19 protein-coding genes and 1 pseudogene are annotated in these 19,992 nt (G+C 71.3%); 6 read left to right on the plus strand and 14 right to left on the minus strand.

Translation table 11 applies throughout. The annotated features are described in order from the left end of the window. Position 1: 1 nt before the first annotated feature. Positions 2 to 1,597 carry an FAD-binding oxidoreductase gene (locus FXF68_RS35800; protein WP_148767266.1) on the plus strand — a complete coding sequence of 532 codons (1,596 nt, stop codon included), beginning with the start codon at positions 2 to 4 and terminating at the stop codon, positions 1,595 to 1,597. Between the two features lie 41 nt (positions 1,598 to 1,638). Beyond that, complete coding sequence (locus FXF68_RS35805; protein ID WP_148767267.1) at positions 1,639 to 2,610, plus strand: alpha/beta hydrolase; 972 nt, start codon at positions 1,639 to 1,641, stop codon at positions 2,608 to 2,610. A 51-nt stretch (positions 2,611 to 2,661) separates the two neighbouring features. Here FXF68_RS35805 and FXF68_RS35810 read toward each other — a convergent pair whose 3' ends face one another. From FXF68_RS35810 to FXF68_RS35860, 11 genes are all read right to left on the minus strand, one after another. Continuing rightward, positions 2,662 to 3,057: a nuclear transport factor 2 family protein gene (locus FXF68_RS35810; protein ID WP_148767268.1), complete on the minus strand. Its 396-nt coding sequence runs from the start codon at positions 3,055 to 3,057 to the stop codon at positions 2,662 to 2,664. Positions 3,058 to 3,059: 2 nt separating this feature from the next. After that, positions 3,060 to 4,430 (minus strand): acetyl-CoA carboxylase biotin carboxylase subunit, encoded by a 1,371-nt coding sequence (locus FXF68_RS35815; protein WP_148767269.1) that lies wholly within the window; start codon positions 4,428 to 4,430, stop codon positions 3,060 to 3,062. A 4-nt stretch (positions 4,431 to 4,434) separates the two neighbouring features. Further along, positions 4,435 to 6,117, minus strand: coding sequence for an acetyl-CoA carboxylase carboxyl transferase subunit alpha (accA, locus tag FXF68_RS35820; protein WP_148767270.1), 1,683 nt, complete (start codon positions 6,115 to 6,117; stop codon positions 4,435 to 4,437). Then, positions 6,114 to 7,250 (minus strand): acyl-CoA dehydrogenase family protein, encoded by a 1,137-nt coding sequence (locus FXF68_RS35825; protein ID WP_148767271.1) that lies wholly within the window; start codon positions 7,248 to 7,250, stop codon positions 6,114 to 6,116. The genes accA and FXF68_RS35825 overlap by 4 nt, the downstream gene beginning before the upstream one ends. A 27-nt stretch (positions 7,251 to 7,277) precedes the next feature. Next, complete coding sequence (locus FXF68_RS35830) at positions 7,278 to 7,784, minus strand: flavin reductase family protein (RefSeq protein ID WP_148767272.1); 507 nt, start codon at positions 7,782 to 7,784, stop codon at positions 7,278 to 7,280. A 17-nt stretch (positions 7,785 to 7,801) separates the two neighbouring features. Beyond that, positions 7,802 to 8,716 (minus strand): MBL fold metallo-hydrolase, encoded by a 915-nt coding sequence (locus tag FXF68_RS35835; protein WP_342787226.1) that lies wholly within the window; start codon positions 8,714 to 8,716, stop codon positions 7,802 to 7,804. Beyond that, positions 8,713 to 9,657: an aromatase/cyclase gene (locus FXF68_RS35840; RefSeq protein ID WP_148767273.1), complete on the minus strand. Its 945-nt coding sequence runs from the start codon at positions 9,655 to 9,657 to the stop codon at positions 8,713 to 8,715. Before FXF68_RS35840 ends, FXF68_RS35835 begins: the two co-directional genes overlap by 4 nt. Continuing rightward, positions 9,654 to 9,914 carry an acyl carrier protein gene (locus FXF68_RS35845; RefSeq protein ID WP_148767274.1) on the minus strand — a complete coding sequence of 87 codons (261 nt, stop codon included), beginning with the start codon at positions 9,912 to 9,914 and terminating at the stop codon, positions 9,654 to 9,656. Before FXF68_RS35845 ends, FXF68_RS35840 begins: the two co-directional genes overlap by 4 nt. A gap of 65 nt (positions 9,915 to 9,979) precedes the next feature. Further along, a complete protein-coding gene (locus FXF68_RS35850) occupies positions 9,980 to 11,203 on the minus strand; it encodes a ketosynthase chain-length factor (RefSeq protein WP_148767275.1) in 1,224 nt (407 codons plus the stop codon). Next, entirely contained in the window at positions 11,200 to 12,468 is a 1,269-nt protein-coding gene (locus tag FXF68_RS35855; protein ID WP_148767276.1) for a beta-ketoacyl-[acyl-carrier-protein] synthase family protein, read from the minus strand. The genes FXF68_RS35850 and FXF68_RS35855 overlap by 4 nt, the downstream gene beginning before the upstream one ends. A 60-nt stretch (positions 12,469 to 12,528) precedes the next feature. Next, positions 12,529 to 12,957: a nuclear transport factor 2 family protein gene (locus FXF68_RS35860; protein WP_148767277.1), complete on the minus strand. Its 429-nt coding sequence runs from the start codon at positions 12,955 to 12,957 to the stop codon at positions 12,529 to 12,531. Positions 12,958 to 13,127: 170 nt separating this feature from the next. Here FXF68_RS35860 and FXF68_RS35865 point away from each other — a divergent pair, with 170 nt between their 5' ends. The 4 genes and pseudogenes from FXF68_RS35865 (at position 13,128) to FXF68_RS35880 (ending at position 16,095) form a co-directional block, all read left to right on the plus strand. Next, a complete protein-coding gene (locus FXF68_RS35865; protein ID WP_148767278.1) occupies positions 13,128 to 13,913 on the plus strand; it encodes an SDR family NAD(P)-dependent oxidoreductase in 786 nt (261 codons plus the stop codon). Continuing rightward, a complete protein-coding gene (locus FXF68_RS35870; protein WP_148767279.1) occupies positions 13,913 to 14,368 on the plus strand; it encodes an acetyl-CoA carboxylase biotin carboxyl carrier protein in 456 nt (151 codons plus the stop codon). Before FXF68_RS35865 ends, FXF68_RS35870 begins: the two co-directional genes overlap by 1 nt. 143 nt (positions 14,369 to 14,511) lie before the next feature. After that, a pseudogene (locus FXF68_RS44255) lies at positions 14,512 to 14,880 on the plus strand (DUF1345 domain-containing protein). Between the two features lie 159 nt (positions 14,881 to 15,039). Next, positions 15,040 to 16,095: a hypothetical protein gene (locus FXF68_RS35880; protein WP_148767280.1), complete on the plus strand. Its 1,056-nt coding sequence runs from the start codon at positions 15,040 to 15,042 to the stop codon at positions 16,093 to 16,095. 8 nt (positions 16,096 to 16,103) lie between these two features. On the opposite strand, the gene clpB is transcribed toward FXF68_RS35880, so the two are convergent. From clpB to FXF68_RS35895, 3 genes are read right to left on the minus strand one after another with little or no spacing between them, the layout of a single operon-like run. After that, positions 16,104 to 18,719: an ATP-dependent chaperone ClpB gene (gene clpB, locus FXF68_RS35885; protein WP_148767281.1), complete on the minus strand. Its 2,616-nt coding sequence runs from the start codon at positions 18,717 to 18,719 to the stop codon at positions 16,104 to 16,106. Continuing rightward, a complete protein-coding gene (locus FXF68_RS35890; protein WP_148767282.1) occupies positions 18,701 to 19,045 on the minus strand; it encodes a chaperone modulator CbpM in 345 nt (114 codons plus the stop codon). Before FXF68_RS35890 ends, clpB begins: the two co-directional genes overlap by 19 nt. Then, a complete protein-coding gene (locus FXF68_RS35895; protein WP_148767283.1) occupies positions 19,045 to 19,989 on the minus strand; it encodes a DnaJ C-terminal domain-containing protein in 945 nt (314 codons plus the stop codon). The genes FXF68_RS35890 and FXF68_RS35895 overlap by 1 nt, the downstream gene beginning before the upstream one ends. Positions 19,990 to 19,992: the final 3 nt, after the last annotated feature.

The raw sequence follows: 19,992 nt of genomic DNA on the forward strand, positions 1-19,992 counted from the left end.
CATGAACGAATCGCACGGACAGCAGATCCTGGACGGCGGGGAGGCCGTCGACGGGGACACGACCCCCTCGGCGCCCCCGATCCCCTCGGGCGGAACCATCACGGTCACCCCCGGCAACCCCCGCTTCAAGGAGTTGACGGTCGGCAACAACCAGCGCTGGGTGGCCGCCCCCGAGTCGGTGCAGATCGCCGGCGACGCCGACGACGTGCTCCGCATCGTCCAGAAGGCGGTGCGCGGCGGCAAGCGGGTGTCGGTCCGAGGAGGCGGCCACTGCTACGCCGACTTCGTCTACAGCACCAGCACCGAGGTCATCATCGACACCTCGGCGATGAACCGGATCTACTGGGACCCGGCCCAGAACGCCTTCGCCGTCGAGCCGGGCGCCGAGCTCGGCCGGGTGTACGAGGTGCTCTACCGGAGGTGGGGCGTCACGGTGCCCGGCGGGGTGTGCCCCTTCGTCGGCATCGCCGGCCACGCCACCGGCGGCGGCTACGGCCTGCTCTCCCGCAAGTTCGGGGTGGTGGCCGACCACATCGCGGCCGTGGAGATGGTCGTGGTGAACTCCCTCGGTCACGCGAGGCTCGTGACGGCGTCGCGCCGTCCGTCCGACCCGAACCACGACCTGTGGTGGGCCGTCTGCGGCGGCGGGGGCGGCAACTTCGGCGTCATCACCAAGTACTGGTTCCGGTCGGCGGACGCCGCGGGGACCTCGCCCCGCGAGGCGCTCCCGAACCCGCCGAGCCAGGTCATCGTCAGCGCGGGCTTCATCCCGTACGCCCGCCTGCCCCAGGACGCCTTCCGGACGCTGATCGCCAACTTCGGCGCCTGGCAGACCGCCAACGCGTCGCCCGCCTCGCCGTACACGTCGCTGTCCGGGATCGTCTTCGTCCCGCACCGGGCCGCCGGGGGACTCGGGCTGGTCACCCAGATCGACGCCACCGTGCCCGGCGCCACCACGCTGCTGGACGACTACCTGACCGCCCTCGTGCGCGGGACCGGCATCCAGACGCCGACCCTCCCTCACCGGACGCTCAACTGGCTGGCGTCCACGCGCTACATCGGCACGAGCCAGCCCGCCCTGATGACCGACCCGAGCGAGCGCAGCGCGGTCAAGAGCGCCTACATGCGGCAGCCGTTCACCCCCCGGCAGATCGACGCCATCTACGAGAACGTCATGCGGACCGACTACGCCAACATGTCCGCGACCGTGCAGCTCACCGGGGTGGCCGGCGGGAAGGTCAACGCCGTGGCCCCGGACGCCACCGCCTACTCCCACCGCAACGCCACCTACCTGGCGCTGTTCGAGAACTTCTGGGTCCCGGAGAGCGAGGACGCCCAGCACATCGGCTGGCTCCGCGACATCTTCGGCCAGGTCTTCGCCGACACCGGCGGCTACCCGACGCCGGGCGCCCAGGCCGACGGGTGCTACATCAACTCCCCGGACCCCGACATCCTCGACCCGGCGTACAACAAGTCCGGCGTCCCCTGGTCGACCCTCTACTACGGCGGCAACTACCCGCGGCTCCAGCGGGTGAAGGCCAAGTGGGACCCGACGGACTTCTTCCGCCACTCCCAGTCGATCGCCCTGCCCCGCTGACCGGACGCCGGCCGGCTCCGGCCGGGGTCCCTGGAGTCGCCATGTCCGACCCGAACAGGCTCGATCCCGAACTCGCGGCGGCGCTCGCCGCCGCGCCCGGACCGGCGATCGACTTCGCCGAGCTGTCCCATGCCGACCTGCCCGCCCTCCGGGAGACGCTGGGCGACCTCGCCGTCCGGCGGGCGGCCGCCGCGCGGGCGGCCGCGCCCCGGGTCGCCGTGGAGGACGGGCGGACGCCGGACGGCCTCAGGCTCCGGATCTACCGGCCCGCCGACCGTCCGGAGCCGCTGCCCGGCCTGTGCTGGTTCCACGGCGGCGGGATGATCGTCGGAACCCCGGAAGGGGACGAGGCGATGATGCTCCGCATCGCGGCCGAGGCGGGCCTGGCCGTCGTCTCGGTCGACTACCGGCTCGCTCCGGAGCACCCGCATCCGGCCCCGGTGACGGACTGCCACGCGGGCCTGCTCTGGACGGCGGAGCACGGCGCCGCCCTCGGCATCGACACGGACCGGCTGGCCGTCGGCGGCAGCAGCGCCGGCGGCGGCCTGGCCGCCGCGACCGCGCTGCTGGTCCGCGACCGAGGGGGCCCGGACCTCGCTCTCCAGGTGCTGCTCTATCCGATGCTCGACGACCGGTGCGCGAGCCCGTCGAGCCTGGAGTTCACCGACACCCCGGTCTGGAACCTGGCCGCGAGCCGCTTCGGCTGGTCCGCGCTGCTCGGCGGGTCCGCGGGCTCCGGCGGCGTGTCCCGCTACGCCGCCCCGGCCCGGGCGGCCGACCTGTCGGGCCTGCCGCCGACTTACCTGACCGTGGGGGAGATCGAGCCGTTCCGGGATGAATGCCTGGCCTTCGGGCACCGGCTCGTCCAGGCCGGCGTCCCCACCGAGTTCCATCTGTACCGCGGCGCCTTTCACCGTTTCGACGTCCTCGCTCCGGACGCGGCGGTCAGCAGAAGAGCGCAGGCGGAACTCGTCCAGGTACTCAGCCGGGCCCTCCAGGCCAAAGAAGCGTGAACGCCGCCCCTGAATCGCCTGGGGCGGCGTCCACACTCGCGCTTTACGCCTTTACGCGTCTCCCACCAGATGGCCGGGCTCTATCCCGTCCGGGATAGGCTGCGCGACGTCCCAGTGCTCGCACACCCGGCCGTCGCGGACGCGAAAGATGTCGACGCTGACCATCGGGGCGGCTCCGGGGGACGGCCGGAGCAGGTTGTGGGTCCACACGAGGTCCTCGTCCGCGCCGCTCCGGACCACTTCCAGCGTGAACTCCGGGAGGTTGGCGGCGACCTGCTCCTGGAACGCCGTTAACGTGCCCTCCCGTCCGGTGCCGACGTCCGGGCGGTGGTTGACGAAGTCCTCCGCCATCAGTTCCCGGGCGCGGGAGAAGTCCTTGTCGTTGTAGAAGGCCTGGATGAACTCGGCGACCAGCTTCTTGTTCGCCGCCGGGCTTCCGTGCTCCATGGTCAGTCTCCTGCCTGCTGCTCAGTGGTCGTTTGGACCAGTTCATCGACGAATGAAGTGGAATGCTCGGCATTCCGGAATCGCGGATGGTCGAGCATGGAGAGCAGAAAGTCCCGGGTCGTGTGAAGCGTGGGACCGGAGACCCGGAACTCCGTCAGAGACCGCTTCATCCGCTGGATCGCCTCGTCTCTTCCAGGCGCCCAGACGACGAGCTTAGCCAGCAGGGAGTCGTAGTTCGGCGGAACGACATACCCGGAGTGGACGTGGGTGTCGACACGCACGAAAGGCCCTCCGGGCGGGACGAACTGGGTGACCGGGCCGGGCGTGGGGACGAACCCGCGCGCCGGGTTCTCGGCGTTGATCCGGCACTCGATCGCCGCTCCGCGCGGGGCCACGTCGTCCTGGACGAGGCCGAGCGGCTCGCCGCCGGCGATCCGGATCTGCCGCTGGACCAGGTCGATCCCCGTCGCCATCTCGGTGACGGGATGCTCCACCTGGATCCGGCAGTTGACCTCCATGAAGTAGTACCCGCCGTCCGGTCCGACCAGGAACTCGAAGGTTCCCGCCCCGGAGTACCCCGCGGCCAGCGCGCCCTCCACCGCCGACCGGCCGATCCGCTCGGCGAGCCCGCCGGGGAGCCTCGGCGCGGGCGTCTCCTCGATGAGCTTCTGGTGCCTGCGCTGCACACTGCAATCGCGCTCACCCAGATGGACCGCGTTTCCCCGCCCGTCGCAGAGCACTTGGATCTCGACGTGCCGGGCGTTCTCCAGGTACCGCTCGACGTACACGGTCCCGTCGCCGAAGAGGAGCTGCGCCGTCGCCTGCGTGCGCCGGAACTCCTCGTCGAAGCGGGCCGGGTCGCGGACCACCGACATCCCCCGGCCGCCTCCTCCGGCGGCCGCCTTGACGATGACCGGGAACCCGATCTCCGCGACCAGCTCCCTGGCGGACGCGGCGTCGAGCGGGTCGAGGCTGCCCGGCAGCAGCGGCAGGCCGGCCTTCCCCATGAGGGCGCGGGCCGAGGTCTTGTCGCCGAGCACGGCCATCACCGAGGCGGGCGGGCCGATCAGCGTGATGCCGAGGGACTCGCAGGCGTCGGCGAAGTCCGGGGACTCCGACAGGAAGCCGTAGCCCGGGTGGACGGCCTCCGCGCCCGTCTGCTGGGCGGCCTGCAGGACCGCGGCCGCGTTCAGGTAGCTGCGCTGCGGCGGCCCGGGCCCGATCTGGACGCTCTCGTCCGCGAACCCGACCACGGCCGAGTCGCGGTCGGCCTCGGAGTGCACGGCGACGGTCGGGATGCCCATCTCCCGGCAGGTCCGGGCGACCCGGAGCGCGATCTCACCCCGGTTGGCGATGAGGATCTTCGCGAACACGCGCTCACCCGATCCGGTCGCCGAAGCCGCCGAACCCGGCCCTGACCAGCTCCGCCGAGCCGAACCGGCGGAACCGGAGCCGCCGGTCGGCGGCGAGCTCCCGGCCGCTGAGCCCGTCGAGCTCGTGGAGCGCCTGGCCGAGCGCGTCCCGGAGCAGGTCGGCCGCCCGCAGCGGGTCGGCCTTCGTGCTCTCCCCGGGCTCGGGGATCACGCCGTCCACGACCCCGAGCAGGAGCAGGTCCCGCGAGTTCACCCGCAGGGCCTCGGCCGCCCTGGGCGCGGACGCGGCGTCCTTCCACACGATGGAGGCGCAGCCCTCCGGACTGATCACCGAGTAGACGCCGTTGGCGAACATCAGCACCCGGTTCGCGACGGCCAGGGCGAGGGCCCCGCCGCTGCCGCCCTCGCCGATGACGACGCTCACCACCGGCACCCTGAGCCCGGCCATCAGGCGGAGGTTCTCGGCGATGGCCACCGACTGGCCCTGCTCCTCGGCGTCGGCGCCCGGGTAGGCGCCCGGCGTGTCGACGAGGGTGACGACCGGGATCCCGAGCTTGTCGGCGAGCCGCATCAGCCGCGCGGCCTTCCGGTACCCGGCGGGCGTGGGCATGCCGTAGTTGCGGGCCTGGAGCTGGGCGGGAGTGCGGCCCTTCTGCTGGCCGATCACCATGACCGGACGGCCGTCGAGCCGGGCCGTCCCACCCACGACGGCCGGGCACTCGCCGGAGACCCGGTCGCCGTGCAGTTCCTGGAAGCCCTCGAAGGCCATGGTCAGATAGTCGAGCGTGGTGGGCCGGCCGAGATCGCGGGCCAGCCTGACCTGCCGCCACGAGTCCGGCTCCGGCAGCACGCCCGGGTCCTTCACCAGCGGCGCCGTCGCGGGCGGCGCCGGCGGTTCGCTCCCGCCGCCCGCCCGGAGCAGCCGGCCCAGCTCGGCCCTGAGCCGCGAGCGCGGGACGATCATGTCGATGAAGCCGCGCTCCAGCAGGAACTCCGCGGTCTGGAACTCCGCCGGGAGCGTCTGCCGGATGGTCTGCTCGATCACCCGGCGCCCGGCGAAGCCGAGCCGCGCGCCCGGCTCGGCCACGATCACGTCCGTGAGCGTGGCGAAGGACGCCGCGACGCCGCCGTAGGTCGGGTCGGCGATCAGCGAGACCGTCAGGACGCCGGCCTCGTCGAGCGCCAGGAGCGCCGCGCTCGTCTTGGCCATCTGCATGAGCGACAGCGCGCCCTCCTGCATCCGCGCGCCGCCCGAGGCGGTCACCAGGATCAACGGGGTCAGCTCGTCGAGCGCCGTCTCCATGGCCGCCGTGATCGCCTCGCCGACGGCGCAGCCGAGGCTGCCGCCCATGAAGCGGAAGTCCATCACCGCGAGGATCACCGGGCTTCCCTCGACGGCGGCCCGCGCGCAGAGCACCCCGTCCGCCATGCCCGTGCGGCGCCGCGCGTCGGCCAGCCGCGACGCGTAGGGGACGGTGTCCGCGAAGTCCAGCGGATCGGACAGCGTGACCGGCACCGGCAGCGGTTCGTACTCGCCGTCGTCGGCGAGTTGCCGCAGCCGCTCGTCGGCGGTGAGCGGACGGTGCGCGTCGCATTCGGGGCAGACGTTGAGGTTGCGGCTGACGCGTTTCCCGTACAGCGGGTATCCGCAGTTCGAGCAGAGCACCCAGTCGGAGTCCCCGGTCACGGCCGCGCCTCCTCGTCGCCGAACACGGTGGCGGCATAGGCGTTGGCGGCGGGCTCGAACTGGAGCGCGACATGGCTGGCGGCGGAGTGGACGTCCCGCCAGAAGCGCTGTACGGGGCTGCTGGTCGACTGGCCGCTCGTCCCGGCCAGGTCGAAGAGCAGGTCGACCGCGTGCACCAGCGTCCGGACGGCGATCGCGCAGTCGCGCAGGTTGCGCGCGGTCAGCTCCGGGGTGAGGGCCGCGCGGGCGTCGGCGACGGCGCCCGCGCGGTCCAGCAGCAGCGCGGCGGAGTCGATCTCCCCGGACGCCTGCGCGAGGGCCATGTCGAAGGAGGTGCGGCTCGGGCCGGGCGCTCCGGGACGGGAACGGGCGAGCTTCCCGGCGATGTAGCCCGTCCAGGCGGCGAGCGCCCCGCGAGCCGCGCCCAGGATCGGAGCGGCGAACGACAGCCCGTTCACCGTGTGGAGCGGGACCTGGTGGCAGTCGCCCTCGGCGGCGACGGCCTTTCCGTCGAACAGCTCCTCGCGGGGGAACGAGCGCGCGCCCGGGACGAAGGCGTCGTCCACCACGACCGTGTTGCTGCCGGTGGCCTGCATGCCGACGTTGAACCAGGACTCGGCGACCGTGTAGTCCCGCCGGGGGAGCGCGAAGATCCTCGGAGCCGCGTCCGGGACCGTCGCGCAGACCAGGGACCAGTCCGCGTAGTCGACGCCGCTGACGTACGGCCAGCTCCCGGACAGCCGCCAGCCCCCGGAGACGGCGCGCGCCGTCCCGAACGGCGACGGCGAGCCGACCACGACCGCGTCCGGTCCGCCCGCCCAGATCTCCCGCTGGCCGTCCAGCGGGAGGTAGGCCGCGAAGCGCGGCAGGTAGGCCAGCAGCGAGGCGCACCAGGCGCTCGCCGCGCATGCCTCGCCGACCGTGGCGACCGAGCCGGTCAGCTCGGCGAAGCCGCCCTGCGTCCCGCCGAACACCGCCGGGACGAAGTGGCGGGCGAAGCCCGCGTCGATCAGTGCGCCCACGACGTCGGGGGCGAGCCGGCGGGAGCCCTCCGCGTCCGCCACGCACCGCGCCGCCACGGCGGCCGCGCCGGCCGCGGTCCTGGACACCCTCGGGACGTGCTGGTCCAGCATCGTGATCTCTCCTCGTACTCGGTCGGGTCACCGGTTCAGGCAGGTGCCCCGGCCGGTGCACAGCGTGGCGAACTCGCGGCCGACGTAGATCGCCGGTTCGGTGGGTCCGTCGGGGACGTGAAGGTGCTCGACCTGGCCGACGAGGACGACGTGGTCGCCCGCGTCGAACCGGCCGTACACCGAGCACTCGACGGTGGCGAGGGCCGTCTCGACCACGGTCGAGCCGGTCCCGGTCCTGGTGAAGCCGCCGCGGGCGAACTTGTCCGGATGCTTCCCGGCGAAGTGCATCGCCAGCTCGGCGTGGTGCGGACGGAGCATGCTGACCGCGAAGTGCTCGGTCCTCGCGAACATCGGGAAGGAGTTGGCCGTCCGCGCCAGGCAGACCAGGATCAGCGGCGGCGACATCGACACCGAGGTGACCGAGCTCGCCGTGAAGCCGTACGACGTGCCGTCCTGGTCGTGGGTCGTCACGATCGTGACGCCTGCGGGAAAGCGGGCCATCGCCTCACGGAAGGCGTCGGGTTCGGCGGCCATGGGTGTCGTGCCTCCTTTCAGGCCAGGCAGGTGAGGGGACGGCCGCCGTTGTAGGCGACCATCTCGTTGAAGATCTCGGTGAGGTCCAGCCGCCCGGGGGCGCCGGTGCCGCTGCCGCTGCCGGTGTCGCCGTCGGCCTCGGCGTAGGCGCGGTGCAGGTTGCCCACGAGCCGTTCGGCGTCGAGCAGGCCCGCGTACGCCCCGAGGTCGGCCTTGGTCGCGACCTCCAGAGGGGTGAGCCCGGCGTCCCTGCCATCGGCCGCCAGCCGCTGGACCCACCGCAGATACGCGGCGTTGGCGTCGAACACCTCGGGCCCGGCGATCGGCCCGTGCCCGCAGACGACCGTCACGGGGTCGAGCGCGCGCAGCCGCTCGATGGCGGCGAGCGTGCCCGGCACCGATCCGAACAGGCAGAACGGCGTCGCCCCGGACATGACCACGTCCCCGGCGAAGAGCACCCGCTCCTCCGGCAGCCACACCACGACGTCGTGCCCGGTGTGCGCCGGGGCGACGGAGAGCAGCTCCACCCGGCGTTCCCCGAGGTGCAGCGTCAGCCGGTCCTCGAAGGTCACCGTGGGCAGGGTCACCCGGACGTCGCCCCACTCCACCTCGGGCCAGAGACCGGTCAGGGCGGTGCCGGTCTCGGCCATCTCGGCGCGGGCCCCGGCGTGCGCGACGATCGTCGCGCCGCGGCCGTAGCGATGGTTGCCGAAGGTGTGGTCGCCGTGGCTGTGGGTGTTGACGATCGTCCGCCCGGGGCCGGTCGCGCGCCGGTCGACGGCCTCGCGGAGCCGGCCCGCCCGGCTCTCCGTCGCCAGGGTGTCGATGACCAGCATGCCGTCGGGCCCGGCGACCAGGCCGGCGTTGCTGACGCACCAGCCGCCGGGTTCCTGGACGTACCCGAAGACCCTGTCGGCCACCTCGACGATCACTGCAGGGCACCCTTCCGCCTGGCCCTCGCGTACTCCCCGGCGTGGGCGAGCGTGGTCCGGCTGTTCGTGCCGAGGGCGTCGCGGAGGAACTCCCGCGCGTCCGCGAGGTCCTTGCCGGGCCCGAGGACCTTCGCGACGGCCGCAGGCTGGACGGCGACCATGTGCCGGGCGACGACGGCGGTGCCGCCGTCCCGCTCGGTCAACTCCCAGGCCCCGCTGTGGCCGATGAGCAGGGCCGGGGGGACGAGCTGCTTGTAGACGATCAGCTCGTCCGGGAAGCAGAGCCGGATCGAGCGGGTGGTGTGGGCGCCGCCGTCGGAGGTGACGGTCTCCATCTCCATGTCCTGGATCCCGCGGACGGTCTCCGTCAGGTCGACCCGGCTCACGTGGGGCAGCCGGTCCGGCCAGAGGTCGGCGCGGTCGATGAAGGTGAAGACGTCGGCGGCCGTGCCGGGGAGCAGGACCTCGTCCTCGAAGGTGAAGATCAGCTCCTCCGGCGGGCGGCCCAGCTCCGCCACCCGGGCCGCCGCCGCGAGCTCCCGCTCGCTGTTGGCGTTCACCGCCTCGATCAGCCCGTCGACGGCGCGCTCGTCGGTCGCGGTGAAGTCGTGGTGGAGCAGGACGCGGCAGCCGCCGCCGTCCAGCGGCCGGAACTCCCACGCCCCGCCCATCGAGGCGATCGGCGGCTGGCTGCGCTCCTGCCGGAACTCGATCCGCCGCGCGGCCTTGTCGTGCGTCCGCCTGGACGTCCAGGTCTTCACCTCGCCGCCCACCGTCGCCCAGAGCTGGAAGCGCTCGGTCGCGGCGGCGCGCTGCAGGTACCGGACGCGGACGGTCGGCTCGAAGATCACCGGCCACCGGCCGACGTCCTCGATCAGCCCGTACACGGCCTCCGGCGGCGCCGCGACGTCGCGGGTGTGCAGCGTCCGATGCTCGCTCACGACGCCTCGACCAGCGTCTGGTTGACCCGGTCGAGGAGCGCGCGGGGCGTCTTCAGCTCGGCGATGTCGTCGTCGGGGATCACCACGCCGTACACCGACTCCAGCCGGGCCCCGGTCTCCATCAGGGCGAGCGAGTCGTAGCCGATCTCCTCGAAGTCGGTGTCGATGATGTCTCCGGTCAGGTCGACGTCGGTCGCCTCGCCCGCGCACTGGACGAGGAGGCGGCGCAGGTCGTCGAGGCTGATGGTCTTGCTCATGGGATGGCTCCTTGGTCGGTGAAGCGTCTGGTGAGGCGGCGGGTGAATCGGCGGGTGAAGCGGCGTCAGCCGGTGAAGCGGCGGACGACGACGGCCGCGTTGAACCCCCAGCGGCCGCGCGCGAGGATCAGGGCGGTGTCGGGACGGCCCTCGCGGGGCTCGTCCACGACGAGGTCCAGGCCGTACTCCCGGGGGATGTCGGACGGGCCGTGGGTCGGCGGGATCACGCCCTCGGTCAGCGTCCGCAGCGCGGTCACCACGTCGAGCGGGCCGCCGCCGGAGTAGAGCCGGCCGGTCAGCGTCTTCGGCGCGGTGACCGGGACGCCGCGCGCGCCGAAGAGCCCGCGGATCGCCTCGGCCTCGGCGCGGTCCAGGTCGGGCCGGCCCGCGGCGTCGGCGAAGACCACGTCCACGTCGTCCGGTGCGAGCCCGGCGTCCGACAGCGCTAGTTCGGCGGCCCGCCGCAGCCCGGGCGGGCGGTCCGAGTCCGGGGGAGGGTCGAAGGTGGAGGCGTATCCGCAGATCTCGCCGTAGACCTCGGGCAGGCCGCGCGCCATGGCGAGCTCGGCGTCCTCCAGCACGAGGAGCGCGCCGCCCTCGCCGGGCACGTAACCGGAGGCCGCGCGGTCGAACGGCAGATAGGCGCCGTGCGGGTCCGTCGACCGGCTCACCCCGCCGCTGGCGATCTGGGACGCCCATCCCCACGGGTCGAAGGCCGAGTCGACGCCCCCGGTCACCATGAGCGGGGTTCCCCGCCGGATGGTCCGGCAGGCGTGGCCGATCGCGTCCAGCCCGCCGGCCTGCTCGGCGACGAGGGCGCTGCTCGGCCCGCGCATGCCGTGCCGGATGGAGATCTGGCCGGTGTTCACGGCGTAGAACCAGGCGAACGACTCGTAGACGCTGACCGACTTGGAGCCCTGCGTCCACAGCTTGCGGAACTCCCGGTGGGTGAACTCGAACCCGCCGCAGGCGTTGGCGGTGACCACGCCCATCCCGTAGTCGGTCATCGTGGACGGGTCCACCTTGGCGTCGCCCAGCGCCCATTCGGCGGCGATCAGGGCGAACCGCGTGGAGACGTCGGTCTGCGGGAGCAGCCGGCTCGGGAGGTGGTCCTCGACGAGGAGGTCCTGGACCTGCCCGGCCAGCGTCGCCGGGTACGCGGAGACGTCGAACCGCGTCAGCGGCGCGATCCCGGACCTGCCCTCCAGGACCGCCTCCCAGTACTGCTCGACGCCGAGGCCGTTCGGGGCGACCACCCCGAGCCCGGTGACCAGCGTGCGCACGCTCATGCGGCCCCCGCTTCGGGTGATCGCAGGACCATCGCGCTCTGGAAGCCGCCGAAGCCGCTGCCCACGGTCAGCACGGTGTCGACCCGCTTCTCCCGCGCGACCAGGGGCACGTAGTCCAGGTCGCACTCGGGGTCGGCCCGGTGCAGGTTGGCCGTCGGCGGGACGACGTTGTGCTCTATGGCCAGCATCGAGGCGGCGATCTCGATCGAGCCGATCGCCCCGAGGGAGTGGCCGACCATCGACTTGATCGAACTGACCGGGACCTTCCTGGCGGTCTCGCCCAGGCTGCGTTTGAAGGCGGCCGTCTCGTGCCGGTCGTTCTGCTTGGTCCCGGACCCGTGGGCGTTGATGTAATCCACCGCGTCGGCGTCGGTCCTGGCCTGCGCCATGGCGACCCGGATCGCCTCGGCCATCTCCCTGCCGTCGGTCTTCAGCCCGGTCATGTGGTACGCGTTGCACCGGGTCGCGTACCCGGCGATCTCGGCGTAGACGCGCGCGCCCCGCCGCCGGGCCGACTCGTACTCCTCCAGCACGAACATCGCCGCGCCCTCCGCCAGCACGAAGCCATTGCGCGAGCCGTCGAAGGGACGGGACGCGTGCTCCGGGTCGTCGTTGCGGGGCGTGGTGGCCTTGATGGCGTCGAAGCAGGCCACCACGATCGGCGTGATGGGGGTGTCGGCGGCGCCCGCGAGCATGACGTCGGCGCTGCCCTCGTGGATCAGCTGGACGGCGTGCCCGACCGAGTCGAGCCCGGAGGTGCAGCCGTTCGAGACCATCGCGACCGGACCCTCGGCGCCGACCGTCCAGGCGACCTCGGCCGGCATCACGCTCGGGACGAGGTAGTCGAACATGTGGGCGGACAGGAAGCCCGGGTCCACCTCCCACTGGCGACCGGCGTCGGACAGTACCAGGTACTCCTGCTCCAGGCTGGACGCGGCGGCCACCGCGCTGCCGAGGCTGACCCCGACCCGGTGCGGGTCGAGGGCGCCGACGTCCAGGCCGCTGTCGGCCACCGCCTCGCGGGCGCAGACCACCGCGAACTGCGCGGCCCGGTCCATGCGGCGGATCTCCCGAGGCGTCAGGCCCTCGGCCGCCGCGTCGAAGTCGGCCTCCGCGGCGATCTGCGACCGGTACGGCGACGGGTCGAAGAAGCTGATGCGGCGGGTCGCGGTACGTCCCGAGGTCAGCAGGTCCCAGAAGGCGGCGGCGCCCGAGCCGCCGGGTGCCCGCACACCGAAGCCCGTGATGACCACTCGGCGCGTCATCGGAGAATTCCTGATGATGCGATGAACAGCACAGTGTTTCCTTTTCGCTCGTTGGGTTCCTCAGAGGGCGGGGTCGTATTCGACCCGGCGGGACTTGTTGAGGAGTTCGCCGCCGGCCCGGGTGAGGACGTCGTGCACGACGCAACTCGCCGCGATCTCCGGAGCCTTCCCGGGACGGATTTTCACGACGAGCGCATAGCAGACCGAGATGATCGTGCCGTCCGGCTGGGGATCGATGTCGATCATGTTGAACCAGTGCCGGCGGCGCAGCGGGTCGTCCTCGAAGCGCTTGTGGAAGTCCTCCAGGTCGGCAAGGATCCCGGCCCTGGTCCGGGCGGGCTCGCGGCCCGGCGTGTGACTGAATTCGGCATCCTCGGTGAAGGTGTCCGCATAGGCTTCGAGTTTTCCCGAGTCGAGGCCCTGCATTTGCCGTGCGTAGAAGAGCTGAACCTCTGCATAAAGTTCGGCAAGTGCCGGAGTCGAGCTCATGGATGCCTCCGTTAGTCGTTGGCTCCAAGGTGCCCCGGCCGTCTCGATGGAGCCTTGACCAGACCTCGACCGAGTGGAATCCAAGACAATTTCGAGGCCCGTTCGAGGTGGGCCGCGCACGCTGTTTTCACACCGATCAGTTCTTCCCAGGCCATACCGAAGGAGCAGCCATGGCGGAAAAGGTTCACCGGGTAGCGTTGGTCACGGGGGGCACCAGCGGGATGGGCCTGGAGATCGCCCGGCGCCTCGGCGAGGAGGGGGCGAGCGTCTTCATCTGCGCCCGGACCGAGGAATCCGTCGCCGCCACGGTGAAGGCACTCCAGGCCGAGGGCCGCGAGGCGGACGGCGCGGTCTGCGACGTCCGCGACTCCGCCCAGGTCCAGGCCCTCGTCGCCGCCGCGGTGGCGAGGTTCGGCCCGATCGACGTCCTGGTCAACAACGCCGGACGGCCCGGTGGCGGAGCGACCGCGCAGATCACCGACGAGCTCTGGACCGACGTGATCGAGACCAACCTGACCAGCGTCTTCCTGGTCACCAAGAGCGTCCTCAACGCCGGTGGGATGCTCGCCCGCGGCACCGGCCGGATCATCAACATCGCCTCGACCGGCGGCAAGCAGGGTGTCATCCACGCCGCGCCGTACTCGGCCTCCAAGCACGGTGTCGTCGGCTTCAGCAAGGCGCTCGGCCTGGAGCTCGCGCACACCAAGATCACCGTCAACGCGGTGTGCCCCGGTTTCGTCGAGACGCCCATGGCCGAACGGGTCCGCGAGCACTACGCCGCGATCTGGGGCGTGGACGAGCAGGAGGCGTTCGGCCGCATCACCGGCCGGGTCCCGATCGGCCGGTACGTCGAGCCGCACGAGGTCGCCGCGATGGTGAGCTACCTGGTCGGCGACGGCGCGGCGGCGGTGACCGCGCAGGCCCTGAACGTCTGCGGCGGGCTGGGGAACTATTGATGACCGGCGAGGTGCGGGACACGCTGTCCGCCCTGGAGCAGGTCAGGGACGGGACCCTCGAACTTCTCGCCGGCCTGCGCTTCCCGCCGACCGTCCTGCGGCTGCGGGCGGCGGGCGTCACGATCGAGCTCGAATGGAGCGAAACCACCGGACCCGTCGCCGGAACGCCCCCGCCGCCCGTCCCGGCCGCGGCGGCCCCGGCGGCTCCGGCTGACGACCGGACCGTCCTGCGGTCGCCCTCGGTCGGGATGATCTACCACGCTCCCGAGCCCGGCGCGAAACCCTTCGTCCAGGTCGGCGACACGGTCGCGGCCGGGCAGCAGGTGGCGATCGTCGAGGTGATGAAGCTGATGATCCCGGTCACCGCCGAGGTGTCCGGAGAGATCGTCGAGGTGCTCTGCGAGAACGCCACCGCCGTGGAGTTCGGCGAACCACTGTTCGCCATCGCCACCTAACCGCCCCTCCCGGTGCCGGACGACAGCCAAGGCGCCGCGCCCGGTCCACGAGATCAGCCACAACTCGTCCACCCGACGGCCTCGGACCGCCTAGCCGCCCACCTACTGCCGGTGGCCGAGGTGGGTAAGCCAGTTTGGCCGTCGTGGCCGACGCACAGATTCGTTACGCAGGTCGTCAAGGCGCGCGCTCGGTGACGGCGGTCATTCTCGCCGTCGTCGCCGTCATCCTGTCCTGGGCACTGGTGAATACCGTGTTCGCATTTCGATACGCCCGCCTCTATTGCGAGGACGACGAAGGCGGCATCGATTTCAAGCAGACCGCGCCTCCCTCCTACAGTGATTTCGCCTAATCGGCCTTCACCCTCGGAATGTCGTTCGCTGTCTCCGAAAGTGAACCCGCCGACATCCGGATCCGCCGAACCGCCCTTGGGCATGCCTTGCTGGCGTATGCCTTCGGCACCGGGATACTGGCGGTCGCCATAAGTTTGGTCGCCGGCATCGGGCAGGGGTGAGGAAGCTCCCGCTCATGCTCACCCGTAGCAAGGCGGTGGGAGCGAACCCCGGCGGAGTGTCGGCCCAGCCGGTGGGACCGGAGCCAGTAGTCGCGTACGAGGTTTCCGTTACCGCCTCCGGGTAGGGGCTGCCCTATTCGTGGCGGAGGGAGCGGTGGGTTGGCTGACGACGTGGTGCGGGTGGTGTTGCGTGCTGATCCTGGGCTCCCATTGGAGATCGCCCGTGAGATCGCCGAGACCCTACCCGACGACATGCGGAAACGAACGACGGTGGACTGGGAGGCCGACGCGGAGCCTGGGGCCTTTACGGCCGACGAGCAGGTGGAGGCAGAGCATCTGGCGGACGCCCTGGCCGACCAGTTCCCCAGTGGAACCTACGACATCGCCGTGTTCGTGACTGATCTGCCGCGTCGTTACAGAACTCAGCCGATTCTGGCGGAAGTGAGCAGGACCGAGAGGATCGCCTTATTGTCGCTTCCCGCACTTGGCTGGTTCCATCGGCCGAGCCGGGCCCGCCGCGGCGTGGCGGATCTGATCACGCTGATCTATGACGGGACGCCGCCGAGGTTCGCGCGGGAATACACCGTCCGCCAGGCCGATGCTGGACAGCAGCCTGAGCAGCGGTTCGTGACTCCGGGGCTGCTGGGCAGGCTCCGGCTGCTGTCCGGCATGATCCGGGCGAACCGTCCTTGGCGGCTGTTCGCCGGCTTGTCCAAGGCGCTGGCCGGGGTGTTGGCCACTGCGGCGTTTGCGGTGGTCAACTCCACCATCTGGAACATAACCGATGCGCTCGGGCCGATCCGGCAAGCGGTCTTGGCGGTCCTGGCGGTGGTGGCCTTGCTGGCATGGCTCATCATCGACCATCAGTTGTGGGAACGTCCTGACGACGTCATCAATCGCCAGCGTGCCAAGCTGTACAACGCCGTTACTCTGGTTACGTTGCTGATCGGTGTGCTGTGCCTTTATATGGCTGTTTTCGCCCTAACGATCGTGCTGGTGCCTGTGGTGCTCACGGGCGATGCGCTGCGGTCCAGCCTTGACCATGGGGCCGAGTGGAGCTTCTATCTGTCGATAGCCTGGCTCACCACGTCCATGGGCATGGCCGGTGGTGCGCTCGGGTCGGGGCTGGAGGACGAGTCGGCCGTGCGTGAAGCCGCGTACGGGATCCGTCAACGTAGCCGCCTGGAACAGCAGGGGAAGCACCATGCCTCATGATCGGGCCGTCACTCCGGGTTCTCGTAGCGGACGTTCAGCTGCTCGTTCGCGACGGTGATATGGATGGTCGCGCCGTCCCGGACGTCCCCCGCGATGAGCGCGCGGCCGATGCGGGTCTCGACCTCGCGGGCGATGAAGCGGCGGAGCGGGCGGGCGCCGTACACTGGGTCGAAGCCCTGCTCGGCGATCAGTCGCCGGGCGTCCTCGTCGATCGACAGGCGCATCCGGCGGTCGGCGAGCCGCGCGCGGAGGTCGTTGAACATCAGGTCCACCACCTGTTCGATCTGCGGCAGCGTGAGCGGCTTGAACAGGACTATGTCGTCGACCCGGTTGAGGAACTCGGGGCGGAAATGGCGGCGCAACTCGCCCATCACCCGGTCGCGGGCGTCCGCGTCGATGTCACCCTCCGAGGTGACGCCCTGCAGCAGGTGCTCCGACCCGATGTTGGACGTCATGATGATCACGGTGTTGCGGAAGTCGACGGTGCGGCCCTGCGCGTCGGTCAGGCGGCCGTCGTCGAGCACCTGGAGCAGCGTGTTGAAGACGTCGCCGTGCGCTTTCTCGATCTCGTCGAACAGCACGACCGAGTAGGGCTTGCGCCGGACGGCCTCGGTGAGCTGGCCGCCCTCCTCGTATCCCACGTAGCCGGGGGGCGCGCCGACCAGCCGGCTCACGGTGTGCCGCTCCTGGTATTCGCTCATGTCGATGCGGACCATGTTCTCCTCGGTGTCGAACAGGGCCGCGGCGAGGGTGCGGGCCAGTTCGGTCTTGCCGACGCCGGTGGGGCCGAGGAAGACGAACGAGCCGATGGGGCGGCGCGGGTCCTTGATGCCCGAGCGGGCGCGGATGATGGCGTCGGACACCAGCTGGACGGCCTCGTCCTGCCCGACCACGCGCTCGTGCAGGACCTTGTCGAGCCTGAGCAGCTTGTCCCGCTCGCCCTCCTGGAGACGGCTCACCGGGATGCCGGTCCAGCGGGACACGATCACCGCGATCTCCTCTTCGGTCACGACCTCGCGGAGTAGCCGGCCGCCGTGCTGCTTGGCGGCCAGCCGCTCCTCCTCGGCGCGCAGCCGCCGCTCCAGCTCGGGCAACCGGCCGTGCCGCAGTTCCGCGGCGTGGTCGAGGTCGTAGTCGCGCTCGGCCCGCCCGGCCTCCTGCCGGACCTGTTCGATCTCCTGACGCAGCGTCTGCACCTTACGGAGCGCCTGGCGCTCGGCCTCCCACTGGGCGCGCATGGAGTCGGCCTCGGCGCGCAGTTCGGTCAGTTCCTTGCGGAGTTTCTCCAGGCGGGCTTTGCTCGCGGTGTCCTCCTCCTTGGACAGCGCGGCCTCCTCGATCTCCAGCCGCATGACGCGGCGGGTGAGCTCGTCCAGCGGCGCGGGCATGGAGTCGATCTCGGTGCGCAGCATGGCGCACGCTTCGTCGACCAGGTCGATGGCCTTGTCGGGCAGGAACCGGTCGGAGATGTAGCGGTGGCTGAGCGTCACGGCGGCGACCAGGGCGGCGTCCTGGATCTTCACGCCGTGGAAGACCTCAAGGCGTTCGCGGAGGCCGCGCAGGATGGAGACGGTGTCCTCCACCGTGGGCTCGTTGACCAGGACGGGCTGGAAGCGTCGCTCCAGGGCCGCGTCCTTCTCGACGTGCTTGCGGTACTCCTCCACCGTCGTGGCGCCGATCATGTGGAGTTCGCCGCGGGCGAGCATCGGCTTGAGCATGTTGCCGGCGTCCATGGCCCCTTCGGTGGCGCCCGCGCCGACGACGTTGTGCAGCTCGTCGACGAACAGCAGGATCTGGCCCTCGGCCGCCTTGACCTCGTTGAGTACGGCGGTGAGGCGTTCCTCGAACTCACCCCGGTACTTGGCGCCCGCGACGAGCGAGCCCACGTCCAGATTGAAGATCGTCTTGTCGCGGAGGCCCTCGGGGACGTCGCCGTCGGTGATGCGCCGGGCGAGCCCTTCGACGATGGCGGTCTTGCCGACGCCGGGGTCGCCGATCAGCACCGGATTGTTCTTGGACTTGCGGGACAGGATCTGGACGACTCGACGGATCTCGGTGTCCCGGCCGATGACGGGGTCGAGTTTGCCTGCCGCGGCGTCGGCCACCAGATCCCGGCCGTACTTCTCCAGCGCCTCGTAGGCGACCTCGGGCATGGCGGACGTCACTCGCTGATTGCCGCGGATTCGGGTGAGGGCCTCCAGGAAGGAGTCCCTGGTAATGCCCTGGCGGTGCAGCAGCCGGCCCGCGGCCGACGCCGAGCCCTCCTCCAGCAGCGCGATGACCAGGTGCTCCACGGAGACATAGTCGTCCTTCAGCCGTTCGGCCTCCTGCTGGGCGGCGTCGAGCAGGCGGGAGAGCCGCTGCGTCACCAGCACCTTGCCCGGCTCGGTCCCCGGACCGCTCACGCTGGGGCGGTGCTCCAACTCGGCCTCCAGCGCCTCGCGCAATCGCGCCGGATCGGCCTTCGCCTCCTTGATCAGCCGCGGGACCAGTCCGTCGGCCTGGTCGAGCAGGGCGAGCAGCAGGTGCTCGCCGTCCACTTCGACGTGCCCGAAGCGCAGGGCCTTGGTCTGGGCGTCGTGCAGGGCCTCCTGCGATTTCTGGGTCAGGCGGTTGGGGTCCACGTCGGGCCTCCGGTGTTGTGTTGGATGCGTAGCTCCCGCTCGAGCTCGGCGATGCGGTCGAGTAGGTCGACCACGAGTCCCAGCGCGGCGTAGTTGAGGCAAAGCCCCGTCCGCAGGCGTTCGAGGCGTGCGTACGCGGCGACTTGCGCGGGCGGGAACCAGAGCCGGCCGGAGCGGTCGCGTTCGGGGTCGAGCAGCCCGAGACGCACCAGCCGGCGTGCCGTCTCGGGATGGATTCCGGCGGCCTCGGCGAAGGCGTCGAGGTCCATCAGCCGGGGGCGGGTCGGGATGATGGCGTAGACCGTGCCGGGCAGCAGATGTTCCATCACGATCTCCTCGGATCGAACGGCGACGCCGAGGCGAGCTCTTCGAGCAGCCGGCGTTCCGTTTCGGACGGCTCGGCCGGCACCACGATCCGGACTTCGGCGAACAGGTCGCCCGGTGCGCCGCGGGGATTGGGCAGCCCGCGGCCGCGCAGCCGGAGCCGCCGCCCGCTGGACGTGCCGGGGGGCACCTTCACCTTGGCCTCGCCGCCGGGCGTCCGCAGTCCCACCGTCGTGCCGAGGGCGGCCTCCCACGGAGCGAGCGGCAGGTCGGTGTACACGTCGCGCCCCTCGACGCGGTAGCGGGGATGGGGGGCGATCCGCACCACCAGGTAGAGGTCTCCGGTGGTGTCGCCGCTCCCGCCCTGCCCGGCCAGCCGGATCCGCTGGCCGTCGGTCACACCGGCGGGAACGGTGACGTCCAGGTTCTGCCGGCCTTCTGGACGTTGGAGGGTGATGGTGCGTCTGGTCCCTCGGTAGGCCTCCTCGACGCTGATCTCGATCTCGGTCTCCTGGTCGGCGCCGCGCGACGGCGACCAGGTGGACCAGCGGCCACCGCCCCGCCGACGGCCACCGAAGATCCCGCCGAACAACTCCTCGAAGTCGATGTCCTCGCCGGACCCGCCGGTGTAGACGCCGCCCGTGGTGGTGTAGGGGCCGGTGCGGCCGGCGGCGGCACCCGCGCGGGAGCGCGCCCACATGTCCGGGTCGGCGTCCTCCGGAACCCGCCGGAAGTCGGGCCCGAAGGCGTCGTAGCGACGGCGCTGCTCCGGATCGGACAGGATGGCGTAAGCCTCGGAGACGTCCTTGAACGTCTCCTCGGCATCGGGGTCCTTGTTGATGTCGGGATGATGGGCACGGGCGAGCTTGCGGTAGGCCCGCTGGATCTCGTCCTGGTCGGCGTCCCGGGAGACCCCGAGCGCCGCGTACGGATCTTGGACGGTCATCGG

This window comes from Actinomadura decatromicini (genome assembly GCF_008121305.1).
Classification (GTDB): Bacteria; Actinomycetota; Actinomycetes; order Streptosporangiales; family Streptosporangiaceae; genus Spirillospora; species Spirillospora syzygii.